The organism is Kitasatospora sp. NPDC042419, from assembly GCF_056437345.1.
In genome coordinates this window covers 18,177-35,521 of record NZ_JBWKAW010000039.1, presented here as the reverse complement: position 1 = coordinate 35,521, position 17,345 = coordinate 18,177, and the positions used below count along the sequence as shown (strand labels likewise).

Annotated in this window: 15 protein-coding genes and 1 pseudogene; 2 read left to right on the top strand and 14 right to left on the bottom strand. The window is 70.8% G+C overall.

Translation table 11 applies throughout. The annotated features are described in order from the left end of the window. Positions 1-20 precede the first annotated feature (20 nt). The 9 genes from AC067J_RS39640 to AC067J_RS39600 form a co-directional block, all read right to left on the bottom strand. On the bottom strand, positions 21-2,162 hold the full coding sequence (locus tag AC067J_RS39640; RefSeq protein ID WP_478307655.1) for a chromosome segregation protein ParM: 2,142 nt from the start codon (positions 2,160-2,162) through the stop codon (positions 21-23). Positions 2,163-2,243: 81 nt separating this feature from the next. Continuing rightward, positions 2,244-2,663: a conjugal transfer protein TraB gene (locus AC067J_RS39635; RefSeq protein ID WP_327378997.1), complete on the bottom strand. Its 420-nt coding sequence runs from the start codon at positions 2,661-2,663 to the stop codon at positions 2,244-2,246. Positions 2,664-2,684: 21 nt separating this feature from the next. After that, complete coding sequence (locus AC067J_RS39630) at positions 2,685-4,454, bottom strand: ATP/GTP-binding protein (protein ID WP_478307688.1); 1,770 nt, start codon at positions 4,452-4,454, stop codon at positions 2,685-2,687. A 562-nt stretch (positions 4,455-5,016) separates the two neighbouring features. Next, positions 5,017-5,325 carry a hypothetical protein gene (locus AC067J_RS39625; RefSeq protein ID WP_138894301.1) on the bottom strand — a complete coding sequence of 103 codons (309 nt, stop codon included), beginning with the start codon at positions 5,323-5,325 and terminating at the stop codon, positions 5,017-5,019. Continuing rightward, positions 5,322-5,798 (bottom strand): hypothetical protein, encoded by a 477-nt coding sequence (locus tag AC067J_RS39620; protein ID WP_478307654.1) that lies wholly within the window; start codon positions 5,796-5,798, stop codon positions 5,322-5,324. Before AC067J_RS39620 ends, AC067J_RS39625 begins: the two co-directional genes overlap by 4 nt. A 217-nt stretch (positions 5,799-6,015) precedes the next feature. Then, complete coding sequence (locus tag AC067J_RS39615; protein WP_478307653.1) at positions 6,016-8,586, bottom strand: coiled-coil domain-containing protein; 2,571 nt, start codon at positions 8,584-8,586, stop codon at positions 6,016-6,018. Between the two features lie 138 nt (positions 8,587-8,724). After that, on the bottom strand, positions 8,725-9,096 hold the full coding sequence (locus AC067J_RS39610) for a hypothetical protein (RefSeq protein WP_478307652.1): 372 nt from the start codon (positions 9,094-9,096) through the stop codon (positions 8,725-8,727). Positions 9,097-9,166: 70 nt separating this feature from the next. Continuing rightward, positions 9,167-9,343: a hypothetical protein gene (locus tag AC067J_RS39605; RefSeq protein WP_327378992.1), complete on the bottom strand. Its 177-nt coding sequence runs from the start codon at positions 9,341-9,343 to the stop codon at positions 9,167-9,169. A gap of 95 nt (positions 9,344-9,438) precedes the next feature. Continuing rightward, positions 9,439-9,627: a DUF5999 family protein gene (locus tag AC067J_RS39600; protein ID WP_478307651.1), complete on the bottom strand. Its 189-nt coding sequence runs from the start codon at positions 9,625-9,627 to the stop codon at positions 9,439-9,441. Between the two features lie 180 nt (positions 9,628-9,807). Between AC067J_RS39600 and AC067J_RS39595 the strand changes: the two genes are divergently transcribed. Continuing rightward, complete coding sequence (locus AC067J_RS39595) at positions 9,808-10,620, top strand: phosphotransferase family protein (protein ID WP_478307650.1); 813 nt, start codon at positions 9,808-9,810, stop codon at positions 10,618-10,620. Between the two features lie 20 nt (positions 10,621-10,640). Here the strand turns inward: AC067J_RS39595 and AC067J_RS39590 are convergent, their stop codons facing one another. From AC067J_RS39590 to AC067J_RS39570, 5 genes and pseudogenes are all read right to left on the bottom strand, one after another. Further along, entirely contained in the window at positions 10,641-13,103 is a 2,463-nt protein-coding gene (locus AC067J_RS39590) for a tyrosine-type recombinase/integrase (protein ID WP_478307649.1), read from the bottom strand. After that, positions 13,096-14,298: a tyrosine-type recombinase/integrase gene (locus tag AC067J_RS39585; RefSeq protein WP_478307648.1), complete on the bottom strand. Its 1,203-nt coding sequence runs from the start codon at positions 14,296-14,298 to the stop codon at positions 13,096-13,098. The genes AC067J_RS39590 and AC067J_RS39585 overlap by 8 nt, the downstream gene beginning before the upstream one ends. A 53-nt stretch (positions 14,299-14,351) precedes the next feature. Continuing rightward, a pseudogene (locus AC067J_RS39580) lies at positions 14,352-14,519 on the bottom strand (DUF5999 family protein); the annotation flags it as partial. A 228-nt stretch (positions 14,520-14,747) separates the two neighbouring features. After that, entirely contained in the window at positions 14,748-15,005 is a 258-nt protein-coding gene (locus tag AC067J_RS39575; RefSeq protein ID WP_478307647.1) for a WhiB family transcriptional regulator, read from the bottom strand. A 239-nt stretch (positions 15,006-15,244) separates the two neighbouring features. Then, complete coding sequence (locus AC067J_RS39570; RefSeq protein WP_478307646.1) at positions 15,245-16,096, bottom strand: hypothetical protein; 852 nt, start codon at positions 16,094-16,096, stop codon at positions 15,245-15,247. Positions 16,097-16,511: 415 nt separating this feature from the next. Here AC067J_RS39570 and AC067J_RS39565 point away from each other — a divergent pair, with 415 nt between their 5' ends. Next, complete coding sequence (locus tag AC067J_RS39565) at positions 16,512-17,267, top strand: GntR family transcriptional regulator (protein ID WP_478307645.1); 756 nt, start codon at positions 16,512-16,514, stop codon at positions 17,265-17,267. Positions 17,268-17,345: the final 78 nt, after the last annotated feature.

Below are 17,345 nucleotides of genomic sequence, written 5' to 3'. Positions count from 1 at the left end.
GGGGGGTTGGGTGGGTGTGATCAGGCGTCGGTGAGGCTCTTGATGGCCTCCAGCGCCTTGCGGGCAGAGACGACCTCCTCGGAGCGGCGACTGCCGCCCTTGGAGCCGCGGCCGCCGCCGCCCTTGCCGCCTCCGCCGCCACGGCGGCGGGAGCCGCCGTCGTCGCCGTCGTCACCGTTCTTGGGCTCGGGCCAGAACTCGCCGGGGCGTACGGGCTCGTTCCAGTCGAACCACAGGCCGCGCTTCTCCAGCTCGCTGATCTCGTGGTCGGTGAGGTGGTTGACGTCGTCGGGGAACAGGGTGGCGAGGTTGGTGTCGAAGTCCGCGTACAGCGACCGCATGAGGACCGCGCGGCCGTTGTCCATGACCATGATGGCGACGCCGCCGGTGGACACGCCGTTCTCCGGGTCGGCCTCGCCGCGCATGGCCCGCTCGATCGCGGAGCCTTCCTGCTGGGCGTAGCGGGCCGGGATGGTCGGGACGTCGTAGGCGTTCTCCATCGTGCCTTCCGCCGCCTTGCGGGTGGCGCCGGGCGAGCCCATGTTGAAGATGGTCGGCCGGCTGTTCTGCCGCAGGTTGTCCTTCATCTCGGTGGAGAACCCGTTGTGCGCGAACGGCGACTGCCCTGCCGGGTTGAAGCCGATCCCGTACTTCAGGCCGGTGACCGTGAGGTCGTCTCCGTCCTGCTGGATGAACTCGCCGAAGTCCCCGTCCTGCGCCGCGGTCATGAACTCATCCGCGAACACGTTCAGCTGCCGGTAGGGGCAGCGGGCATCGCCCGGCTTGTAGTCGTGCGGCTCGCCGTCGTGCGGCCAGGGCATCTCCGCGCGGATCTCGCAGAGCGCCTTCGCCGCGCGCAGCGAGCGGGCCATCCACAGGGCGTTGGAGCCCTGCCGGTCGATGTACTTCCCGAGCGTGGACGTCTTTTCGTCCTTGCGGACGGTGGAGAGCCACACGACCTGACCGGCGAGCGACATGGCGGCCATGTCGATCGCGAAGAACTGCGTCTTCCCGGAACGGGACACGCCCAGGATCAGCCCGTGCCGCGCGGCGTTCTTGTCGTGCTGGAACACCATGTTCTTCACCGGCTGGCCGGTGATGGTGTACCCGCACACGTACATGCCCTTGGCGTCCGGGGTGAGGAGCTCCCGGGTGGCGGGGAAGATCGCGGACAGCGGGGGCTTGTCGAACGCGCTGATGAGGAACTCGATGCCGTCGATGAGGACGAACACGCAGCTGTCGTCCTCGGGCAGGCCCAGGCCGCGGCAGACCTTGGCCAGGTCGATACGCGGGGTCGTGGTGGCGTCGGCCATCTTCGCCCGGTAGAAGGTGACTCCCCGGACGCTGTCGCGGGTCTTGTGGACCAGCTCGGAGCCGGGGGCGCCGCCCTTGGGTGAGCCGACCTTGTCCGTCCAGCGCTCCTGGTCGGTGGGGGCCTTGCGGCGGCGCTGGTTGGCGTCGGGGGTGATGTGGGCCTCCAGCCAGCCGGGGCCGCCCTGGCGGCCGGGCTGGATGGCGACCTCCGCCAGGACGACGTCGCCGGAGTGCACGGCGAACGGTGCGGCGACGGCGGCCTCGGTGAGGCCGGTGATCGGGCGTCCGGTCTCCGAGGCGCGCAGCAGGATCGTCATGTCGTGCTGCTGGCCGGGGTGCCGGGTGGCCTTGACGATGTACGTGCGGCCGGGCATCCCGGCCTGCTCCCACAGCATCCGCGCGTCGCGGGTGAGCAGGTCGGCTCCGTCGTCCTGGACGACCGGCTCCTCGAGGACTTCGGCGGGCGCCGGCTGCGCGACGGGCGCGGCCAGGGCGGGGCGGTGACGGCGGCGGGTGTGCCGGGAGAAGGGCATCACCAGGTAGCCGGCCGCCGCCCATGTGGCGGCGAGCAGCCCGTCCATCCAGTACGGGCCGAAGCCGCCGGTGTGTCCGGCGGTGACGTCGATGGCGGCGGCCAGGACCAGCGGGGACCACCGCAGGATCTTGCGTCCGGCGCCGGGCTCATCGCTCTTGGCGGCGAGGAACCAGCCGCCGATCCCGGCCGCGCCGGCCAGCTGCACGACCTGGTTGACGGGGCTGTCGGGGTAGAGGTTCGGGGCCACGGCCAGCACGGGCGCGGCGAGGGTGTAGGCGAGGCGTTCGAGCGCGACGCTGCGCGGCGTGGACACCAGATTCTCCTTCGGGAACAGCCGCGGGCGGCCCCGCGAGGTGTGCGGGGCCGCCCGCGGCGGGGGGGGGGGGGGAGGGGGTCAGCGGTTGAAGAACCCGGGTCGGGGCGTCTTCTCCCGCCGGTTGGAGCGGATGTCGTCCAGCGCGCCGTAGAGCTTGGAGTGGGTGCGCTTGGTCTCGTGGGTGAGGTCGGCGGTCTCCTGCGCCGTCTCGTACAGCTTCTTGACCTGCACCCCGGCGCCCCCGAGGGCGACACCGACGTTGCTGGTCAGCTCCACGAACTTCGGGTCGAGTTCGGCGTTGTCGACGTCGCGGGCCGCGTCCTCGGCACGCTTGGCGTTCCTGCGGACGCTGCGCACGAGCTCCTCCAGGCCGAGCCCGGCGTCGTCCAGCGCGCGCCCGAGGGCGTCGAGCTTGGCCTGGACGGCCTTGTAGCGGTTGTCGCCGTCGGCCACGGCGGGTGCCGCGGCGCTGGGGCGGGGTGCGAGATCGCTGCTCATCAGCGGGTTTCCTCCCTCTGCTTAGTCGTGGTGGGCGGCGGCGGACACGTAGTTCAGGCCCGCGTCTTCCTTCGCGGCCATGTCCTCGCCGTACACGCGGGCGACCATCGCGGCCGCGAGCTTGGCGGCCTCCAGGGCCAGCCCGCACTCGGTCGCGCACCGCTCCGCCTGCTGCTTCATGCGGGCCGCGGAGTCGGCCAGGTCCGAGATCAGCTCGGTGACCTCGGTGGTGACGTTGTGGTCGCCGACCAGGTCGGTGGCCATGTCCCGCAGGGCGTCGGCCACCTTGTCCAGGGCCTCCGCGAGGGCTTCGGCCCGCTCCTGGTCGGAGGCGGCCTGGATGGCGATGTTCGCCATCTCCACCAGGTAGTCGTCGAACGTGATGTCCGTGCGGTGCTGGGCGCCGAGGCCGCCCCCGCCGGACGGCCTGCTGACCTGCGAGCTGCTCACGCTGCTCCCTTCCGTGGCTGTCGGCCGACTGGTGCCGGGCCGTGCGGTGTGCTGCTCTGGCGCGGGCGGCAGGCCCCGCACGCCGGTCGTCAGGGCCCCGGGGGCGTCGGGGACGATGTCGGCGTCGACGATGTCGTCGCCGCCCGTGGCGTCGGTGCGCGGCGGGCGGGTGGGGCGGTCGGGCCACTCCACCGTCGGGGTGGAGTCCTCCTCGCCGAACGGGCTGTCCGCCGGACGGCCGCGCCGACCGGCACGCCCCGTACGACCGCGTCCCGTACGACCGGTGCGCCCGGTGCGGCGGGAACGGCCGCGCCGACCGGCCGCGCCGGTGGCGCCGGTGCGCCGGCGCCGGAACCGACGCCGCTTTTTCCCGCCGTCAGACGCCCCGTCACCGGCCGTGGAATCCGTCCCCGGCGTGTCACCCGCCGTGCCGTCCTTCGCGGCGCCAGAGGCCCCGTCCTTGGCGTCCTTGGCGGTCTTGGCGTCCTTGCCGTCGGTGCCCTTGGCCTTGGAGTCCTTGTCCTTGGTCAGGTTCACCTTCTCGGTGCCGGCCGCCTTGGCGTCCTTCGCCTCCTGCGCGGCCTTCGCGTCGGCACGCCGCTTGTCGAAGCGGCGCTGGGCTTCCTCGCCGACGGCCTTGCCCAGCGTGGTGCGGCCCGCGTCGGCCGACGCCGCGGCTTCCCGCTTCGCCTTCCGAGCCTCAGCCCGCTGCGCCTTCTTGGCCCGGCGCTCCTCCCACGCCTGCTGCCGCTGCGCGCGGCCCTGGTCGCGGTCCTTGGACCGGTCCGCGACACCGGCGGCGTGCCCGGCGCTGCGCCGCTCCTGCCGCCCGGCCTGACGGACCCCGGCGCGCTCCTGGCGGCCGCGGGCCCGCTCGGTACGGGCGCCGGACGACTGACTTGCCCTCTCGTCCTTCGAGTTGCCCCGCCCGGAGCCGCCAGAGCCCGTCTGAGAGCCCTTCGAGCCCCCGGACGAACCGCTGCGCCCGGAACCGGCTGAACGGCCGCCAGAGCCCGACTGGGAGCCCTTCGTACCGCCCTTGCCGCCTCCGCTGCCCCCGGATGAACCGGAGCCGGAACGGCCGCCGGGGCCGCCGGAGTTGGAACCGCGCGAGCCGCCGGACCCCTTCGGCCCGGCACCCGAGTTGTTGCGGGACGGCCCGCTGCCGCCACCGCCGCGCGAGGACCCGCCCCCGCCGCCGGCCTTCGAGCGGCCCTTGTCCGCCCCCAGGCCGGAGGAAGACGACTTCGCACGGTCGGCATCGGCCTTTCCGCGCGCCGCCGCCTTGTCGCCCTTCGCTTTCATCATCGCGGCGTGGAGCTTTCCGTTCTGCTCCATCATCGCGACTTCCTGGGCGGTGCGCCCCTCCAGCAGCGCCGCCTTCCGTGCTATTTCAGCCTCACGGAAAGGCGCTTCGCTTTCCTGGTTGTACCGCGCCATTTCCAGGCGGAATTCCAACCAGTCACCGAGGCGGTCGGCGAGAGAACGGGGCTGCTCGTATTCGCCTTCCTCGTATTCGCCTTCTTCTTCACCGGCTTCCGGCGCGGCAATTCCTTCGGAACGCAGCGCCGCAGCCGGGTTGGGAGCAGCCGGAATCGCGGGAAGTTCCATCGTGGTCTCCTCCGGGCTCTCCGGGGGAGCCTCCGGAATGTCTTCCGGCGGCGGAATGGTGTCGATGAAATCCGGGATCGACGGCAGCGTGTAGGTGGAATCGCCGCTCCACGGACCGTGGACCAGGGTTCCGCCGCCGGTGTCGTCGGACTCGTCGGACACGGGGCACCTCCCCTCCTGGGGACTTGACAGACAGTGGGGTCTCGTGTGCACGCGCGTGCACGTGCACGTGTGCACGCTTTACGCGCGCGAGGCCCCGCCGGAGCCCGGCGGGGCCTTCATGGGGTGACGCTCAGCTACGCGGGCCGTGCTGCTTCAGGACGGTGTCCGCGTACTGCATGAGGTGGTCGAACAACCGCGGGTCGCCCGCCTGCCGCTTCTCCAAGACCAGCTTGAAGAGGCGGCAGACCAACGTGAATGCGGTGACGACATCACCGCGTCCCGCTTTCACATCCCGGCTGATTTCGGTTCGAGTAACGCGGAGCCAGAATTCCATCCGGCCGATTTCCCCGCGACTCTCGATCGCCTTGCGCTCTTCTTCCTGCAGCCAGCCGTTCCGCCCTTGGATCGAGCGTTCGGTACTGCTGAGGGGGCGCGTCACGCCGACTCCCTCTTACCGAGGTCGTAAATCGACGTGGGACCACCATAGCCGGAATTCTGGTTCTGCGCACCCTGCTGGGACGGCGGGGGTGCCGCCTGGAGGACCGGCGGGTTCTTCTTCCGCTGCCTTTCGATCTCCTTTTCCTTCCTGTCCTTCGCCGTATTCACAACGGATTCGTCGTGGGCGCGGCGCTTGTAGGCGCTCTTTTCCAGGCCCTCGGTCAGGTTGTTCAGGTTCTTGAGCACGTTCCCGAGGGCCTTTTCGACGGGCATCGCGCGCAGCCGGGCGTGGTACCAGCGGTCGCCCTCCACGTTCGTGCCGCGCAGGTGCACGCGGGTCTCAAGCGCGAGGGTCTCCAGGTTCTTGCCGATGTCCAGCAGGACCCGCTGAACGTCGGCCAGGTACCGGGCGGTTGCCTCCGGGCTCTGCGCCACGTCGCGCAGCGGGGAGTAGTTCGGGTCGTTGCTGTTCATGCGAGAAGACCTCCAGGTCTCGGGGGTTGGGGAGGGGGAGTCCGTCCCCGAGGCTGTTGCGCGGGGCTGGTGGTGCGTACGAGCGGGCCCGCGACCCGCTCGGGGCGGGGTGCGGGCGAGCGGCCTGCCGGCCGTGGCCGTCACCGGTCCGCGCTCGGGGTGCGAGCGCGGACCGGGGGCGACCATGTGCGGCAGGGCGGTTGTGCGGGCGGTCCGGTCAGCGGACCGTGTGCTGCTTGAGGGCGACCGCGATCTGTCCGGCGCGGTCCGTGGCGATGGTGCCGCCCTCGGTCCGGACCGCCTTGGCGATGTTGGTCCGGTTCAGCGGCTCACCATCGGTCCGGAGCCGGTCCAGTGCGGTCCGCTCCTGGTCCGTGAGCGTGATGACCGTGAGGTCCGGACCGCCGTCCTCGCCACGGTCCGGACCGAAGTCGCCTTCCGACACTTCCTGGTCGGCCGGTCCGGTGCGGTCCGGCTCCTGCGGTCCGGGGGCGGCGTCGGCGGTCCGGACCGTCACCCCCCGGCTGGCCGCCGGGCCCTGGGCGGCGGGCACGGTCCGGGACCCACGGTCCGGACCGGGTCCGGTCCGCAGGTCAGCGCCCTGCGGTCCGGCCGGACCGGCCTCCAGGGCGCGCGCCGGTCCGCCGGTCCGGTCCGTGGCTCCAGCGGTCCGGACCGGACCGTGGACCGCGTTCCGGTCGCTCGGACCGGACCGGACCGGATACCCGCCGTGCTGGACCGGGCGGACCGGAACCAGGCTGTCCAGCGGTCCGGGCCGGTCCATGCGGGTCAGGGTGAGGACAGTGGGGATGGCTGCCGGTCCGTGGTCGTCGGCCGCGAGGCGGGGAACGACGACCCGGTGCAGGGCCAGACCGGTCCGGGCCGCCTTGCGGTCCGCGAGCTCCGCGCCCGCTGCGGTCCAGGCCCGGTCCAGCGTGGTCAGGCGCGGGTCCGTGATCGCGAGCGACCAGGCGGTGAAGGAGTGGACCGGGTAGCGGAACCAGCGGACCGCCCCGATCGACGGACGGGCCTTGGCGACCTTGCCGTCCTCACGGAGCTTGCGGCGGTGGATCAGCGAGGCGTACAGCTCCCACAGCACCATCCCCACGATGCTCATCGCGGCGAAAGCCACCGCCTTCGGGGTGAAGTGCCAGTAGGTGATCTGCTCCGTCCACACCTGCGCCTTGTCGTCCCAGACCCGGCTGCCCTCCTTCGGCATCCCCGACGCGTGCCAGAAGTTCATGACCGCCGCCCCGAGGGCGAAGATCCATGTGCTGACGCGGTAGAGGGTTCCGGCGTCGCCGCCCTGGCGGGCCTGGTGGTACATCCAGCCCACGAACGCGGTGCTGAGTTCCCAGGCGGCGGCGAACAGGATCGTGAAGGGGACGACCCAGCCGAGGATGTCCTCAGCGAATCCGGCCTGGCCCGTCCACGCGACGGCCATCGGGGCGGTGATCGGACCGATCACCATCAGGCGTTCCGCGTTGACCTTCACGAACTGCTTCACACGGTCGGACACCGCCGGCTTCCCGGCGCGGTCCGCAGCCCGCAGCTCCCGGACCTTCGCCTTGCGGGCCTCCTTCGCGTCCCGGCGCTCCCCCTTGGCCTCGAGCTTGAGGCGCTTGCGCTCCAGCGCCCGCTCGGTGCGGTCGGTGGCGCGCTTCATCCGGGCGGCGGCTTCGGCCACCATGTCGTCGGCGGCCTTCAGGGTGACGTCCGCGTCCGCTTCCCTCAGCCGGGCCTGCGCCAGGGCCTGCTCGGCTTCCTTGAGGTCCGCGTCCCGCTTGGTGCGGGCGGCGGCCAGGATGCGGTCGGCCTCCTCGCGGGCGGTGCGGGTCAGGCGGTCCGCGTCCTCGGAGGCCGTCGCCCGCAGCCGGCCGATGTCCTCCTTGGCCAGCGTCCGCGTACGCGCCGCATCCGCACGGGACGCCTCCCGCTCGCGGGCGGCGTCCTCACGCAGCTCGGCTGCCGCCTTCTCCGCCCCGGCCTTCACCTGCGCGGCCTGGGCGCCCGCGCTCTCGCGCAGCCGCTCCGCCTCGCCCCGAGCCTGCTCCAGGAGCTGGTCGGCGTCGGTGGTGGCGCGGGTTCGGGTCTCCACCGCAGTGCGCTCCGCAGCCGCGAGCAGCTCGGTGCGCGCGGTCTCCGCGTCGGCGAGGGCCTTCGCGGCGGTCTGCTCGGCTTCGGTCCGGACCTGCTCCGCCTGCGCGGCCGCCGTGGCGGCGACCTCCTGCGCCTGGCGGCGGGCGTCGGCGAGCAGCTGCTCGGCAGCCGCGTTGGCACCGGCGAGGACCTGGTCGGCCTCACCGGCCGCCGTCGCCGTGACGGTGTCGGCGTCGCGTCGCGCGTCGGCGAGCAGCTGCTCCGCCGTGGCTTCGGCGGCGGCGCGGACCTGGCCGGCGTCGGCGGCCGCGGTGGTGGCGGCCTCCGTGCGGACCCGGTCGGCGTCCGTCGCGGCGGCGGCCAGGAGGCGGGACTGCTCCGCGGTGGCGGCCTCGGTGATCGAGGCCGCCTCGGTGCGGGCGCCGTCCAGCAGCTCGGTGGCGAGCACCTGGCCCTCGGCGAGGATCCGCGCGACGTCGTCGGCGGCCTGGTCCCGGAGATCGGCGGCGCGGTCGGCGGCGTCGGCCAGGACCGGGTCGGCCTCCGGGAAGACCAGCGGCACCGTCTCCTCGGGGGCGGCGGCCTGGGCGGGAACGGAGGCCGACGGCGCCGGTACCTTGGCGCGCCCGTTGCGGGGCTTCGGGTTCGCCGCGGGGCGCCGGCGGCGGGTGGTGGGCTTGGTGGCCACGGAATGTCCTCTCTCTTCCGGGCGCCTCCGAGAAGGGGCACCGTGGATCTGCGGCGGTGGGTAGGGTCGTGGACCAGGCCCTCCGGGGCCCCGGCAGCTTGAATGCCGGGGACCCGGAGGGCCGTTGTGCTGGGGTGGTCAGCGCCGGGCGGGCAGCGCGGCAGCGTCCGGTACGAGGTGCTGGCGCAGCCAAGCGACGGCGGCCGGGGTCATCGCCCCGGTGTCCGTCTCCTTCAGCGGGGCCGTGTCGATGTCGTGCATCGCGTCGGTCGCCGGGAGGGGCCGCATGTAGTCGGGGTCGATGCCCGCGCGGTAGCTGAGGCTGCCCAGTTCGGTCAGGTCGTAGAGGACCTTGCCGGTGTCGACGTGCGTCCAGGACCGCTCCACCCGGCCGACGAAGGTGTGGCCGGGCTGGCCGAGCCAGAACCGTTCGACGTTGCGGAACAGGACGATGTCGCCCTTGATGTAGGTGACGGCCGGTCGGGTGGTCTGCGTCTGCTGCCCTGCCATGTGCTCTCCTCTTACTCTCGTGGTCCGGGTGCGGCGGCCGGTGCGGGCGGATCAGGCAACTGGCAGTCGGTCACCGCTGAGCGGTGGTCACCTCGTCGCGGGTGGGGAAGTTGTGGCGGCCGTCGTCCATGCGGACGGTGAGGTGGCCTCCGGTGTGGACCTCTTCGACGGTTCCCTGGTCCCCGGCCTTGTGCCGGGTGCCGAGCGCCTCAATGTCGGTGGTGAGCGTGACGCGGTCTCCGCGCATGGCCATCCCTTCGTGGTCCGGACTGTCCGGCTCCCTGTCACCGCCCGTCCCGGCCGCTGGGGTGCGGCGGCCGGTGCGAGCGGATCGGGCAGCCGTCAGGCCATGGCCGCGACGGAACGGTGCGGGGCGACGATCTGGCCGTCGGGCAGCAGCTCACCGGTGTCCTCGAACAGCAGTACGGCGTTGCACAGCAGGCTCCTTCTCTGCACTTCACTCGCATGGGTGTTGAGAGGAGCGCAGGCCGTGGAAACCTCGTTGCTGCCCGAGCGCGTCACCTGGATCATGTCGCCATGGGGAGACAACCGAGCACAAAGACCGACAGTGCGCCTGTAGCTGCGGGTGTGCGTGTGGACTGGTGGGCTGTTCCCCACGGTGTGCGAAGCCAGGTTGAGGAACGTCTGGGGGCGCCTGTGCAAAGCGCCGTTACCCAGGCCGGTGGCTTCTCGCCTGGGGTTGCAGCCCGCATGCGTCTTGTCGACGGCCGACGGGTGTTCGTGAAGGCTGTGGGCGCTGAACCAAACCCTGACACCCCTGATCTCCACCGGTCCGAGGCACGGATCACCGCTGCGTTGCCGATCGCAGCGCCTGTGCCGCAGCTGCTCATGACCTTGGATCTCGAAGGCTGGGTCGTTTTGGTCTTCGAAGACGTCGACGGAAGAATGCCGGCCCAGCCTTGGCAGCTGGGCGAGTTCCACCGTGTTCTTGCAGCGGCTAACGAGCTGTCCGTGCTGCTCGATCCTTCGCCGATCGCGGCGCCACCGGTTGCTGATCGGTTCGGCGAGAAGTTCCAAGGCTGGCGTCGGCTTTCCGCTGCTTCCGCGGATGGGACAGACGACCTGGCCTGGCTCGATCCCTGGGCACGGCGCAATCTGGGACGCTTGGTCGACCGAGAAGCCGCCTGGATCGCAGCTGCAGCCGGTAATGCCTTGATCCATGGCGATCTGCGGGCGGACAACGTTCTGCTGACCGACGACCGCGTTATGGTCGTCGACTGGCCGTGGGCCGCAGTCGGAGCTTCGTGGTTTGACGTCGTTGCGATGGGCCCGAGCGTGATCATGCAGGGCGCCCCGGATGCGGTGAGTCTTCTTGATCAGCACCTGCTCGCTTGTGGTGCCGACCCGGAAGACGTCACCACCGTGCTCATCGCTGCGGCTGGATACTTCCTTCGTCAGTCCGTGCAGGCCCCGCCGCCGGGGCTGCCGACGGTGCGGGACTTTCAGCGTGCTCAGGGTCAAGCTGCACTCCATTGGGTGCGTGAGCGGACACATTGGCGATAGAGCCTCGGGAAAGCCCGAGGTCAAGTCCCTGGTGAATCGGGGCGTGGGCGTGGGATGCCGAGGTCGGCGACGGGTCTCTTGACGAGTCGGGCGGCCTCGGCTTGCTTGGCGCGGAGGAAGGTCAGCGTCGAGTCGATGCCTTCGACCTCGCCGAGCCAGTGCTCCTCCTGGGCCCGCTTGCGGCGCAGGAGGAGGTCCCTCTCGATCTCCGCGAGGCGGGGCAGCAACTTGGGGTTGACCTGGAGCATCGGGCAGCGGATGCAGGCGTGTTCGTGGTTGCAGGGGGTGCCGTAGGGGCGGGCGCAGTTGCCGAGTTCGACCTTGCGCCTGTCGAAGTGCTCCTCGAAGTCGGCCCACTCCTCGGGCGTGACCTCGGGGTATTCGATCTCCGGTCGGAGCGAGCGGCGGTGGTTCAGGAACCGCTGGTAGTTGGCGACGATGTCCTCGGCGAAGACCGCGACGTAGCCCTGGAGGGTCTGGAGGTTCAGGTGGCCGAGCAGGGCGGCGCCGATGTGGATAGGCAGGCCGCCGTTGACGATCTCGGTGGCGAAGAGCCGTCGGAAGTCGTGCGGCGTGAAGGTCATGTCGGCGAAGGCCCGGTGGGTCTCGGAGAGTTCCTCGCAGCTGCGGGCGAACATATGGATGAACGTGGTCGGGGAGATCACTGATCGCTGCGTGCCGTTCTGCCTTTGCATGAGAAACGGCATGGGCTCTGACCAGGTCTTCTCGTGCGGGTCGTAGCGGTTGAGCAGGCGGACCGGCCGGCCGTCGGGGGCGAGGCGGCGGATGATCTGGGCGACGGCGTGGAACAGGTCCGCGGACATCGGGATGACGCGCTCGCGCTCGCTCTTGGACGGGGCGATGACGAGCAGGGCGATGACCTCGTTATTCGGGCGCCGATACTGGCGGATGCTCAGGTGGGTGAGCTCGCAGAGCTCCTCGACGCGGATGCCGCTGTGTCGCAGGATCTCCAGCCCGGCCCACTCCCAGAACGCGGTGTCCTCGGTGAGCGTGACGTTGAGGACCTGTCCGGCCTCGTCGGTGACGCGGACGGGTGGTTCGTCCTGGCTCTTGGCCCAGGTTCGATCGCGGTCGCTGTCCGTGCGCCGGTAGGGGTGTCCGTCGTGCTCGAAGGTCTCTCCGAGCTCGACCGCGCGGGCTTTTTTGAGCAGGCCCGTTAAGTGCTCGTAGCGGCCTTCGACGTGCGCGACCAGGGTGGGCAGCAGCGGCTGGCGGACCCGGATGCGGTCGGACATCCGCTGGTGGATCTCCCGCTTGCGCTTGGCGAACCCCTTGAGCTCCTTCGGCCGGATCGGGCAGGGCACCACCCACTGAGCCCACTGCTCGGGCTCGTCGATGGCCCAGCTGTGCAGGTCGAGATAGAGGGCGCGGACGGCCAGGAGGATGCCGGAGTCGTCCGCACGGGTGCGGCGCTCGTCGCGGTCCCACCGCTTGATGGCCTCGCGCCACTGGTCATAGACCTTGGGGCTCAGCGCCAGGTCCTGCTGCCCCGGGTTGATCTTCTCGATCTTGGCCCAGAACGTGTTCGCGAGCTGACGGGCCAAGGCCGTGATGGTGGTGTAGTCGGTTCCGGCCCGGCGCCGGGTCAGGTAGTCGATCAGCAGCTGGCGGACGCCCTGGTGCTGGATGGGGTAGCGGTCGACGAGCTGGGTGACGGTGAGCTGGCCGCGATAGACGTAGGCCCGCAGGGTCGGCGGAGTGCCGGGCGGGAAGTGGCCCATCTGGTGCAGCACCTGCCAGGTGCCCAGGCCCGCGAAACGGGTCGCCCCCGCCTTGCTGCCGTGGGTCACCCCGAGCCGCTTGCACTCCATACCGAAGTGCAGCAGCGCAGACGGCGTCAGATCCTCCAGCGCGATGCCACCCGTGGTCAGGGCAGCGGTCAGGTCGAACTTCGCCCGGTCACGGTGCATGCGGTGGACGTCGAAGGCGTCGGCCGCGGCGAAGAACTTCTCCAGCAGCGGATCGGGCTGGAGTTCGCGGAATCGCTGCGGGTAGTCCCGGAACCTGTTCGCGCGGAAGCCGGAGATCGACGGCCGGACGACCCGCAGGCAGAACGCCAGCTTGATCCCGGCGATCAGATCCGCACTGTCAACGCGGTCGCCCTCGCGCGCCAGGACTCGTACCGACTCTGCGCCTTCGTCGTCGAAGCCGCTGGCCTGCCACCTTTCCTGCCAGGTGTCGCCCGGCATCTCCTCCAGGACGGAGAAGACCCGCCGGACGGCGATCCGCCGGCGCCCCGGGTTCGGCTGGCCCTTGGTGACCCGCTCGACGATGCGCAGGATCTCGGAGGCCGTGGCCCGGGAGAGGTCCCCGTAGGGCCCCGGCGGTGTGCTGGGCAGCGGCGCCGGTGCCGCCTTCAGCTCCGCGCCGGCGAACCGCGTGACGGGAGCGGGGACGAACGGCTCGTCGCCGCTGTAGTCGACGCGGCGGTTGCGGGCGGTGAAGGTCTGGAGGTCAGCCACCGAACACCGCCTTGAAGTCGTCCGGGTCGTAGCCCGGCGCGATGGCGGGCTGGAGGCGGGGGCGCTGGTAGTGGGCCTGGAGGGCGTCGAAGAGGTCCTCGACGCGGGCGTGCAGGTAGCGGCCGGTGGTGGCCAGGTCCGCATGCCGCAGGATGGCGCGGACCTCGACCAGGGTCAGGTTGGGGTCGTTGGCCATCCTCTCGGCCGCCGTGTGCCGCAGGTCGTGAAGGCTCCAGTTTGTGCCCAGCCGGTCGTTGGCCCGCTGGATGACGCGCCGCATCGCCCAGTAGGTGAGCGGCTTGTTCGGGCCGCGGCGGGTGCGGAAGACCGGCTCGTGCGGAGCGGGCATGCCCATCGCGTCGAGGTAGGCGGCCAGCACCACCAGGGCCTGCGGGCTCGCCGGGATCGGCTCGCGCAGCTTCGTGCCCTTGGAGACGACGTAGACGATCTGGGCCGGCCAGTCGACGTCGGCCGGGGTGACGCCGAGCAGCTCGGAGGCGCGGGCGCCGCTGGAGACGTAGAGCAGTACCGCGGCGCGGTCCCGGTCGTGGTTCATGGCGGCGAAGAACTCGTCCCACATCGCGTCCGGGATGGCCCGGGGCTCGGTGGCCGGGACGCGCTGACGGAGGCGGGAGCGGCGGAAAGCCGGCATAGCCTCCGCCGGGTTGCGGTGAGCCAGAGCCCGGCGCCGTGCCTCGGAGACCGGCACCGGATTCATCAACGGGCCCTTGCCCAGGTCGCGGTGGAAGTCGTAGAAGCTGGCGACCACGGTCAGTGCGTGGTTGATCGTCGCCGGGGCGTAGCCGGCCTTGAGGTACCGCTTGCCGGTGCGCGGGTTGACCGAGCCGGGCTGCGGCGCCTCGGGCCGGGTGCGGCGGCGCTGCGGATTCGGTGCCGTACGAAGCCATCCCACTATCACTGTCACCTCCCCTTCCGTCGCCTTGTCCCAGGTCACGTTCAAAAGCCACAGGAACCGGAACCACCGCAGCAGGTCATTGGCGTAACTGCGGCTGGTTGCCCGGCTGTTGTCGTTCAGAGCAAGGTCCCGCAGGTAGGGCGTCACCGACTCGACCGGGCTTCCATCGGGGTCGAGTACGGCGTACGCCGGGTGCTGGGTCTCCAGCTGAACGACCGAGCCGACGCGGGGCAGGACCGCTCGCCCCTCGATCAGCTGGTTGCGCAGGTGCGACGTCACACAGAACTCCTTGGGCAGTCGGACATCGCAGTGCCCAACGACCTCAAGAAGGTGCAGTTAACACACCAGCCCTGCTCCGGGTGGGACGCGATGGTGTGCGCGGCCTCCCGGTCCGGGCTGTCGGCGGTCGGGCACTTCGGGGTGTGCGTGCACAGCGAGTCCGGCAACCGGGTGGTGCCGGTGGCGATCGTCGTGGTGTCGAGCGGGGTGCTGCTACGCATGGGCTCTCCTGCGGGGGTGCGGGCCCGAGACTCTCCCGGGCTGGAGGCGTGCGAAAGGCCGGCCGCCCGTGGTGCGGGCGACCGACCTGGTGGAACATCGCGGTGCGGGAAAGGAGTTGAGATTCCGTCCTGCCGTGCGGGCCGCTCAGCCGTGAGCGCGGCGGCCGAAGTCGTGGTCCTGGTTGGTCCGGCGGAGCTCATCCTCCAGGCGCTTCTGGTCGGCGTCCGTCATGCCGACACCTGCCGCGCTCGGTTGCGGGCGGCACGGCGCTTCATCGCCCGCCGCTCGTCCTCGGACAGACCGCCCCAGACGCCCTCGTCCTGCCCGGACTCCAGCGCCCACTGGAGGCAGTGCTCCATGACCGGGCAGCGACGGCAGACAGCCTTGGCCTCCTCGATCTGCAGGAGCGCCGGGCCGGTGTTGCCGATGGGGAAGAACAGCTCGGGGTCCTCTTCGCGGCAGACCGCGTTGTGTCGCCAGTCCATGCCGATCACTTCCCGCCGCGGGCGCGGCGCAGGGCCTCGTCCATGATCGGGTCGGAGTCGCCGTCGTTCCGTGCGATGCTGGGCTGCATCAGGTCCTCCACGTAGGTCCTGGACAGCCCCGGAGGGTTCCAAGTCGCCGGGGCTGTCGCGTTTTTCAGGCTGTTCGTACGAGCAGCCACGGCCCCGGCCTTCCCGCGCTGGGCGGGATGGCCGGGGCCGTGGGCGTTCGTCGCGGTGTCCTACCGGGTGAGCTGCTCTTCCTGCGTCGCCAGGAGCGTGATCGCGCTCATCAGGTCGGCGCGCTCCCAGTCGGTGAGCTGCGGGGCGTCAGCCTTGCGCGGGTTGAGCGTCTGGATCAGCGCGGCCAGGGTGTCGCGGACGCGCCGGAGGTCGGCGTCGGCCACCGGCTCGGAGACGGTCTGCCACTGCTGCTCGCGCAGCAGACGCAGGCCCCACGCGCGGCGGTCGTTCCAGTCCTCACGGTCCAGCTGCGCCGCGCGGCGGGCGGGGGCGAGGCGCTTGGTGTGCGCGGCGAGCTGGGCGAGACGGCGGCCGTCGGTGCACCGGGCGGTGAGGTCGGCGGCGCGCAGGAGGTTGCCCTTGTCGTCCTTGATGGAGCAGGCGGAGCAGCCGCGGACATGGGATTCGTCCAGCTTGCGGGCCGTCTTGTCGTCGACGGTGCCGCCGACGATCTGCATGACGGCGGGGGTCGAACCGGCCTTCGGCTTGCGGATCACGCGGGTGGAGCGGCGCCCGTTGGTCTGGGTCAGGCCCTCTTCCAGCCGCTGGAACCACTGGTCGGCGGTGAGGTTGACGGTGACCAGGCGGTGGCTGCCGGGGCAGCGGATCGGGTCTTCGGTGCCGGCCTTCTCAGTGTGGTGGGGGACCAGCTTGGGCCGCGAGCTGTGCGGCTCGTTGATCGGTACCCAGGTGCGGCAGGTAGGGCAGACCAGTGCGGAGACCGTGAGGTCGACCTCGTGCGGCTTGAGGGTGGAGACGACCAGCGGCGGGAGGGTGCTGATGGTGCGGGACCGGGCCCGGCGCGGCCGCTTCTGGGCGGTGAGGTCGCGGGTTCGCGTGGACGTAGACATGAGCGCTCCTTCGTACGGAGGGTCAGGGGTGCGTCGCAGGTGCTCTCTCCGCCTCTCCAGGTCGCACGGTGAACCGGCGTCCTGGAGGACGGACAACGCATCAGCGCTGCGGGTGGAACTCGCCGCAGATCATGGGCGGAGGAGTTAGAGGTGCCTCGGGCTCTGGCCACCGAGGTGGCTAGGGCTTTGGACTCCGGCCACCGAAGTGGCGATCTGCTGCGGTAGTGCGGGTGGCGCTGAGCAGGGCAAACGAAGGGCGATGCCCTCCGGCGTCCTTGCGGCGCCTGGCATCAATGTAGACCACTAGCGGCATCTTGCGCTAGTGGTAGCGCTGGAAGTTCGCGTGGCGTAGTCTTCTACGTGTAGAGCTGCACTGGACGTGGTGTAGCGCGCGAGCTCGAGAGAGGAGACCGGTATGCCCAACACAGTCGGATATGCAGAGATTGCCGCGAACTATCGCAAGCAGATCCAGGACGGGGTGCTGAAGCCAGGCGACACCATGCCGTCGCTGCGGCAGGTATGCGAGCGCTACAACGTGGCGCAGACCACCGCGAACAGGGCGTACCGAGTCCTGAAGATGGAAGGGCTGACCATCGCGAAGCCTGGCGTGGGCACGGTGGTGGTGGGGCCGATCAGCAACAACATCGGCACCCGAGTCCGGCTGTACGAGGAGACGGGGAAGGCCCTGGGCGGCGGAGAAAGCTCCCGCATCCTGGAGGTCGGCACCGTCGGTGCGGACGAACTGGTAGCCCCGCGCCTCGATGTAGCACCAGGTACACCTGTACACATGCGACGTCGCCTGGTCAGCCGCAACGGAGTGCCGGTACACCTCAGCAGCTCGTACTACCCGAGCCACGTGATCGCCGTGACGCCGGAACTGACCCAACCCATTTCCACCGGCGCGTCGCGCGAGCTGGCGGCCGAACGGCTGGGGGTCGCGCAGGCTCGCGTCCTGGAAGAGGTGACATCCCGCTTCGCCAGCAGCTCCGAGAAGGAACACCTCGGTCTGACCGCCGGCGAGGTGGCGGTGAGCCAGGTCGTGCGCACAGTGACCCTGGCAGATGAGCGTGTCGTGGAAGTCGCAGTCAAGGTCACCGGCGGAGCAACCATCCTCCGCTGGACCACAGATCTGACCGCCAACACGCTCGAACGTCCCAACGAGAACCACTGACCCTCACCTCCCACGACTGGACCGACGGCTCACTTCTTCGGTTCTAGTGCTGGGGGGTCGCGAGTTCCAGATCTGACA

Excerpts from the sequence above, each read along its gene's own strand:
- AC067J_RS39620 (WP_478307654.1), bottom strand. The coding sequence starts at position 5,798 with ATGAACAGCAACGACCCGAACTACTCCCCGCTGCGCGACGTGGCGCAG.
- AC067J_RS39605 (WP_327378992.1), bottom strand. The coding sequence starts at position 9,343 with ATGCGCGGAGACCGCGTCACGCTCACCACCGACATTGAGGCGCTCGGC.
- AC067J_RS39565 (WP_478307645.1), top strand. The coding sequence starts at position 16,512 with ATGCCCAACACAGTCGGATATGCAGAGATTGCCGCGAACTATCGCAAG.
- AC067J_RS39630 (WP_478307688.1), bottom strand. The coding sequence starts at position 4,454 with ATGATGGAGCAGAACGGAAAGCTCCACGCCGCGATGATGAAAGCGAAG.
- AC067J_RS39610 (WP_478307652.1), bottom strand. The coding sequence starts at position 9,096 with ATGGCAGGGCAGCAGACGCAGACCACCCGACCGGCCGTCACCTACATC.
- AC067J_RS39570 (WP_478307646.1), bottom strand. The coding sequence starts at position 16,096 with ATGTCTACGTCCACGCGAACCCGCGACCTCACCGCCCAGAAGCGGCCG.
- AC067J_RS39595 (WP_478307650.1), top strand. The coding sequence starts at position 9,808 with ATGCGTCTTGTCGACGGCCGACGGGTGTTCGTGAAGGCTGTGGGCGCT.
- AC067J_RS39575 (WP_478307647.1), bottom strand. The coding sequence starts at position 15,005 with ATGGACTGGCGACACAACGCGGTCTGCCGCGAAGAGGACCCCGAGCTG.
- AC067J_RS39635 (WP_327378997.1), bottom strand. The coding sequence starts at position 2,663 with ATGAGCAGCGATCTCGCACCCCGCCCCAGCGCCGCGGCACCCGCCGTG.
- AC067J_RS39600 (WP_478307651.1), bottom strand. The coding sequence starts at position 9,627 with ATGATCCAGGTGACGCGCTCGGGCAGCAACGAGGTTTCCACGGCCTGC.